Below are 6,810 nucleotides of genomic sequence, written 5' to 3' on the forward strand. Positions count from 1 at the left end.
GCACTCGCGAGCTGACGCAGCGGACGGGGCACGTGAGCATGCGGGCGGCGTTGATCTATCAACACTTGACCAGCGGCGGGACCGGGAGATCGCCTCGGCCGTGGACCGGCGGATCGCCCGGCAGACCCAAGGCAAAGGCGGCCGAAGCAGCTGATGGCCCGAAAGATCGAAGCGGGGGAATGGCCGGTCGACCCAGGATCGAGGGATGCGGCCTCCGACCTGGCCAGACGCAGTTGGAGCGGGCGACGGGAATCGAACCCGCACCGTCAGTTTGGAAGACTGAAGCTCTGCCATTGAGCTACGCCCGCGTGCACCCGGGAGGACCGGGTGCGCCCGACAGCCTACCCAATACCCGCCGCCACCGCGCGGCCGTATCCCGGTGTCGCGTCGCATCGATCCACGCAACATCCGGGATGTTGTCCTCTCGGGCCGTCCGGAGGCCGCAACATCGGGGAAACTGCACCCGCCCGCCGCCCGCCGCCCGCCGCCCGCCGCCCGCCGCCCGCCGCCCGGTTCGTCCTCGTTCGGCGCGTTGGGTGACGCCCCGGCATCCGGTTGTCGGAGGGACGGCATAGACTGCTCGTCGCCACGGGGTGTGGCGCAGCTTGGTAGCGCACTCGCTTTGGGAGCGAGGGGCCGTGGGTTCAAATCCCGCCACCCCGACTGCCGCAAGCACCAGACGGCGGCACCTGGACGACCGGCAGGCGGGGCAGGTCCGCCGCCGGCCCCGGGCGCTGCTGGTCCGGCGTGCCGGCTCGCCTACACTCGATGGGCCGAAAGTGCGCCCAGAATCAACCGAGATCCGTCAAGGAGTACGCCTGTGAAGAGCACCGTCGAGACTCTGAGCCCGACGCGCGTGCGGCTCGCCATCGAGGTGCCGTTCGTCGAGCTCGAGCCGAGCCTCAAGAAGGCGTACCGGGAGATCGGCCAGCAGATCCAGATCCCCGGCTTCCGCAAGGGGAAGGTGCCGCCGGCGATCATCGACCAGCGGGTCGGCCGGGGTGCCGTGCTCAACGAGGCGGTGCAGGAGGCGATCCCGCAGAACATCCTCGCCGCGGTGCGTGAGCACGACCTGAAGACTCTTGGCCGTCCCGAGGTCGACATCACCGAGTTCAACGACGGCGACTCGCTCAACTTCACCGCCGAGGTGGATGTCCGGCCGGAGATCACCGTGCCCGACCTGGCCTCGATCGAGGTCACCGTCGACGAGTTGCAGATCGACGACAGCGAGATCGACGAGCAGGTGAACGGCCTGCGTGAGCGGTTCGCCACCCTGAAGACCGTCGAGCGTGCCGCAGCCGAGGGCGACTACGTCCAGATCGACCTGCGGGCCACCGTCGACGGCGAGGAGGTGCCCGGCGGCTCGGCCAGCAACATCTCGCACGAGGTGGGCAGCAAGCAGCTCCTGCCGGGCCTGGACGAGGCGGTCGTCGGCCTCTCCGCCGGCGAGGACACCACCTTCACCACCCAGCTCGTGGGCGGCGACTTCGCCGGTCGTGACGCCGAGGTGCTGGTGACCGTGCGGACGGTCAAGGAGAAGGAGCTGCCGGAGCTGAACGACGAGTTCGCCCAGCTCGCCAGCGAGTTCGACACCATCGAGGAACTGCGGGCGGATCTGCGTGAGCGGGTCACCCGGGGCAAGCGGGTCGAGCAGATCTACGCCGCCCGCGACAAGGCTCTGGAGCAGCTCGTCGAGGCCGCCGCGGTGCCGGCTCCCGAAGGCGTGATCCGCGACGAGGTGGAGAGCCGCAAGGAGGCGATGGCCGACCAGCTGGAGCGCATCGGCGCCTCGATGGAGGACTACCTCGCCGCCGAGGAGAAGACCGAGGAGCAGATCGACGCCGAGCTGACCGACGCCGCCACCCAGGGCGTCAAGGTCCAGCTGCTGCTGGACACCCTCGCCGACGCCGAGGACGTGCAGGTCTCCGACGACGAGTTCGGTCACGAGATCGTCCACCGGGCCCAGCGTGCCGGCATGGCCCCCCAGCAGTACTACGACCAGCTCGTCCGCTCCGGCACCGCCGGCGCGGTCTACGGCGACGTCCGGCGGGGCAAGGCGTTGGCCTCGGTGATGGAGCGCATCACGATCAAGGACTCGGCCGGCAACGTGGTGACCATGGACGCGCTGCGTGAGGCGAGCGAGCAGGAGCACTCGCACGAGCACTGATCGCCGGGTCGGGCCACCGTCCGCCGGTCGCGGTGGGTGGTGGCCCGATCCCTTTTCCGGGTACGCCTTCGGCCTGCTGCGCTGAGAGCGAACAGTGCCCGGACCGGGAGTCCGGCGACCGGCCGAACGGTTAGTGTCGGACACGACGGTACGGAGAGCGAAGGGCTGCCATGACCGACATGCACATCCCAGCGAAGCCGCTACGGGCGATCGAGGCCCGCGGCGGTGACACCATTGGCAACCTCGACGACTCGGTCTACAACCGGTTGCTCAAGGAGCGGATCGTCTTCCTGGGCAGCGAGGTGACCGACCAGGTCGCCAACCGCATCTGCGCGCAGCTGCTGCTGCTCGCCGCGGAGGACCCGGACCGCGACATCAACCTCTGGATCAACTCGCCCGGTGGCTCGGTCTACTCCGGCATGGCCATCTACGACACGATGCAGTTCATCGACAACGATGTGTCGACCGTGGCGATGGGCATGGCCGCGTCCATGGGCCAGCTGCTGCTCTGCGCGGGCACGAAGGGCAAGCGTTACGCCCTCCCGCACGCCCGGATCATGATGCACCAGCCCTCCGGCGGGATGGGCGGCACCGCCGCCGACATCGCGATCCAGGCCGAGCAGATGCTGTACACCAAGCGGATGTTCCAGGAGCGCGTCGCCTACCACACCGGTCAGCAGCCGGCGCAGATCGAGGCGGATTCGGACCGGGACCGCTGGTTCACCGCCCAGGAGGCCGTCGACTACGGCTTCATCGACAAGGTGATCACGGGGGCCGCCCAGGTTCCCGAGGGCGCCGGGACCCTGAGCTGATCGAGGAGCAGACGATGACCGACCTGAGCCTGCCGCCCCAGTTCGCGGCCGTGCACAACCGCTATGTTCTGCCGTCGTTCGTCGAGCGCACGTCGTACGGGGTCAAGGAGTCCAACCCGTACAACAAGCTCTTCGAGGACCGCATCATCTTCCTCGGCGTGCAGGTGGACGACGCGTCGGCCAACGACGTGATGGCCCAGCTGCTCACCCTGGAGGGGACGGATCCTGACCGGGACATCATCATGTACATCAACTCGCCGGGTGGCTCGTTCACCGCGATGACGGCGATCTACGACACCATGCAGTACGTCCGGCCGGACATCTCGACGGTCTGCCTCGGCCAGGCCGCCTCGGCCGCCGCGGTGCTGCTCTCGGCGGGCACTCCGGGCAAGCGGATGGCCCTGCCGAACTCGCGCATCATCATCCACCAGCCGGCCACCGAGGGCGGCTACGGGCAGGGATCGGACATCGAGATCCAGGCCAAGGAGATCCTGCGGATGCGTACGCAGCTGGAGGAGATGCTCTCCCGGCACTGCAACCGTCCGGTCGACCTGGTCCGCAAGGACATCGACCGCGACAAGATCATGACGGCTGAGGAGGCCCGCGAGTACGGGCTGGTCGACACGATCCTCACCAGTCGTAAGAAGGGTCTGCTGGCCGCGAACGCGGCCAGCTGACCCTTATCGGGTCAGAGGTCGGTCGGGCTCGTTGCCGACCGACCTCTGACACACCCGTTTTGGGGGTCGGAGAAACCTCCGGCAGCGGGTAACGTCGGTTCCGTACCGCTTCGCCGGGCGACCGGCGGGTGGGAGTAAGACGGGCGGAGCGTCAGCGTCCGCAAGTCGTGGCCGGAGCTCCGGCCGATGAGTGCAGGGAGAACGTAGGTGGCACGGATCGGTGACGGCGGCGACCTACTGAAATGCTCCTTCTGCGGGAAGTCGCAGAAGCAGGTCAAGAAGCTCATCGCGGGCCCCGGGGTCTACATCTGCGACGAGTGCATCGATCTCTGCAACGAGATCATCGAAGAGGAGTTGGCCGAGTCCGGCGAGGTGAAGTGGGAAGAGCTTCCCAAGCCGATGGAGATCTGCCAGTTCCTCGACAACTACGTCGTGGGGCAGGAGGGGGCCAAGAAGGCGCTCGCCGTCGCGGTCTACAACCACTACAAGCGGATCCAGGCCGAGGCGGCCGGCGCTCCGGGCTCCGGTACCGACGGAGTGGAGCTGGCCAAGTCGAACATCCTGCTGCTCGGTCCGACCGGGTGTGGCAAGACCCACCTGGCACAGACCCTGGCCCGGATGTTGAACGTGCCCTTCGCGATCGCCGACGCCACCGCCCTCACCGAGGCCGGCTACGTCGGCGAGGACGTGGAGAACATCCTCCTCAAGCTGATCCAGGCGGCGGACTACGACATCAAGCGGGCCGAGACCGGCATCATCTACATCGACGAGGTCGACAAGATCGCCCGTAAGTCGGAGAACCCGTCGATCACCCGTGACGTTTCCGGTGAGGGTGTCCAGCAGGCGCTGTTGAAGATGCTCGAGGGCACCGTCGCGAACGTGCCCCCGCAGGGCGGTCGCAAGCACCCCCATCAGGAGTTCATCCAGATCGACACCACGAACGTGCTGTTCATCTGCGGTGGGGCCTTCGCCGGCCTGGACCAGATCATCGAGGCCCGGACGGGGCACGGCGGCACCGGCTTCGGCGCCCGGCTCCGCGCCGTCTCGGACCGCTCCACCGACGACATCTTCAGCCAGGTGATGCCGGAGGACATGCTCAAATTCGGGTTGATCCCCGAGTTCATCGGCCGGCTGCCGGTGATCACGAGTGTCCGGAGCCTGGACCGCACCGCGCTGGTGCGGATCCTCACCGAGCCGCGCAACGCCCTGGTCCGGCAGTACCAGCGCCTGTTCGAGCTGGACGGCGTCGAGCTGGAGTTCGAGCGGCCGGCCCTCGAAGCAATCGCCGACCAGGCGATGCTGCGGGGCACCGGCGCCCGCGGGCTGCGCGCCATCATGGAGGAGGTCCTGCTCTCCGTGATGTACGAGGTGCCCAGCAACCCTGACGCCGCCCGGGTGCTCATCACCCGAGAGGCCGTACTGGAGAACGTCAACCCGACGATCGTTCCGCGCGAGTTCACGGGGCGCCGCGCCCGGCGCGAGCGCGAGGAGAAGTCCGCCTGATCCCGGCTGGGCCCACGACCGCAGACTGTGCCCGGCCGCCCGCTCACCCGTACGCTGGCAGCCATGCGCGTCGCCGTCTGCCAGCTCAACTCCCGGCATGACCGAGAGGCGAATCTCGCCGCCGCGGAAAGCCTGATCGACCGTGCGGCCGAGGCCGGCGCGGACCTGGTGCTGCTGCCGGAGTACGTCGACTATCTCGGCCCAGGCGCCGGAATGCCGGCGCCGGAGTCCGTGGACGGCCGGGTGGGCAGCTTCTTCGCCGCCGCCGCCCGTCGGCGCGGGGTCTGGCTGATCGCCGGCTCCTTCCACGAGGCCGGCCCCGATCCGGACCGTACCTGGAACACCACCCTGGTCTTCGACCGTTCCGGCACGCTCGCCGCCGCCTACCGCAAGATCCACCTGTACGACGTGGAGATTCCTGGCCGCGTCTCCTATCGGGAGTCCGCGACGGTCGCCCCCGGAGACCAGCCGGTTGTGGTCGATGTCGAGGGGCTTCGGGTGGGTCTGACCATCTGCTATGACCTGCGCTTCCCGGAGCTCTACCGACAACTGGCCACCGTCGGCGGTGCCCAGCTGCTGGTGGTGCCGGCGGCCTTCATGATGCACACCGGCCGGGACCACTGGGAGGTGCTGCTGCGGGCCCGCGCGATCGAGAACCAGTGCTTCGTCGCGGCGGCCGGACAGACCGGCGACCACGAACCTGGCCGCACCTGCTACGGGCGGAGCATGTTGGTCGATCCGTGGGGGACGGTGTTGTCCCAGGTGCCCGACGGCCCCGGGCTCGCGGTGACCGACATCGACCTGGGTTGCCTGGAGCGGATCCGCGTCGAGTTGCCGAGCCTGGCGAACCGTCGGCTCTGACGCCCTATCCCTGAAGCAACACACCGACGAGTGCGAAGCCGGCGATGGCGGCGGCGGTGATCAGGAGGGCGGTACTCATCCGGGACGGGCCGCGTCGGGCCAGGCGGCCGATCGAAACGAGGACCGCGAAGAGTACGAACGCTCCGATGAGCAGCTGCCATATCGGTAAGAGGAGGCCGAGCAGCGCGTCCTCGGCGAGGACCGGGCTTACGGGCCGGGACACGTCATCCATGCCAGACACTCTGGCACGCCGGAACCCATGGTGGTCGTCGGCGCGAAGATACTCAGCGAGAACCGCGTCAGTCCCCGGCCAGGTCTCGGTGACCCTGCCGCACGTCGGGCCGCCCGCAGGGCACGTCCGCCCGCCCGCAATGATCGAACCGAGCAGCGCATCGACGTGGGCTGATTTGCCTTCTCTCGGGCGTCCGCGTAACTTTCTCTCTGCACGCGGGAGGCCGGGGCAAACCGGCCGAGAACGGGCGCCAGCTGCGCGACGATCAGATCGACGCGCCGCTGAGACCGGGCGGTGCGGGGCGACTCTGCGAGATGGAGTTGCGATCGCGAAGCTGACCGGGTAGTGTTCTGGAGCCGGCAGGAGCCGGGCGGGTCGCCTTCAGTGGTGATCGGCCGGTCTGCGGTTCTCCGCGACAGTCGTTACCGCCGAAAGGCGGGCGGTGGCGTGGGCCTGAGCCAAGTTCCGGAAGCCTGATCTTCAGGTTGACCTGAACGCGCGGCTCGGATAGTTTGGAGCGGTTGCCCCAAACGAGGTTTCACCGGGTGGAGCTGAGTT

General features: G+C 68.4%; 6 protein-coding genes and 2 tRNA genes. 6 read left to right on the forward strand and 2 right to left on the reverse strand.

Annotation, left to right across the window (positions count from 1 at the left end; translation table 11 throughout):
• Nucleotides 1–234: 234 nt before the first annotated feature.
• Nucleotides 235–308: transfer RNA gene (locus V5O40_RS18235), tRNA-Gly, on the reverse strand.
• A 281-nt stretch (nt 309–589) separates the two neighbouring features.
• Between V5O40_RS18235 and V5O40_RS18240 the strand changes: the two genes are divergently transcribed.
• The 6 genes from V5O40_RS18240 (at nt 590) to V5O40_RS18265 (ending at nt 6,020) form a co-directional block, all read left to right on the forward strand.
• A tRNA-Pro gene (locus V5O40_RS18240) sits at nt 590–663 on the forward strand.
• 157 nt (nt 664–820) lie between these two features.
• Complete coding sequence (gene tig, locus V5O40_RS18245) at nt 821–2,167, forward strand: trigger factor (protein ID WP_332906579.1); 1,347 nt, start codon at nt 821–823, stop codon at nt 2,165–2,167.
• A 170-nt stretch (nt 2,168–2,337) separates the two neighbouring features.
• Nucleotides 2,338–2,979 (forward strand): ClpP family protease, encoded by a 642-nt coding sequence (locus tag V5O40_RS18250; RefSeq protein WP_204015390.1) that lies wholly within the window; start codon nt 2,338–2,340, stop codon nt 2,977–2,979.
• Between the two features lie 14 nt (nt 2,980–2,993).
• Complete coding sequence (locus V5O40_RS18255) at nt 2,994–3,656, forward strand: ATP-dependent Clp protease proteolytic subunit (protein WP_093411492.1); 663 nt, start codon at nt 2,994–2,996, stop codon at nt 3,654–3,656.
• Nucleotides 3,657–3,863: 207 nt separating this feature from the next.
• Nucleotides 3,864–5,159 carry an ATP-dependent Clp protease ATP-binding subunit ClpX gene (gene clpX, locus V5O40_RS18260; RefSeq protein WP_269737835.1) on the forward strand — a complete coding sequence of 432 codons (1,296 nt, stop codon included), beginning with the start codon at nt 3,864–3,866 and terminating at the stop codon, nt 5,157–5,159.
• 63 nt (nt 5,160–5,222) lie between these two features.
• Nucleotides 5,223–6,020 (forward strand): carbon-nitrogen hydrolase family protein, encoded by a 798-nt coding sequence (locus V5O40_RS18265; protein WP_332906580.1) that lies wholly within the window; start codon nt 5,223–5,225, stop codon nt 6,018–6,020.
• A gap of 4 nt (nt 6,021–6,024) precedes the next feature.
• On the opposite strand, the gene V5O40_RS18270 is transcribed toward V5O40_RS18265, so the two are convergent.
• Complete coding sequence (locus V5O40_RS18270; RefSeq protein WP_093411487.1) at nt 6,025–6,252, reverse strand: hypothetical protein; 228 nt, start codon at nt 6,250–6,252, stop codon at nt 6,025–6,027.
• Nucleotides 6,253–6,810 lie beyond the last annotated feature (558 nt).

The sequence above is a fragment of the Micromonospora palythoicola genome (genome assembly GCF_036689795.1).
Taxonomy (GTDB): domain Bacteria; phylum Actinomycetota; class Actinomycetes; order Mycobacteriales; family Micromonosporaceae; genus Micromonospora; species Micromonospora palythoicola.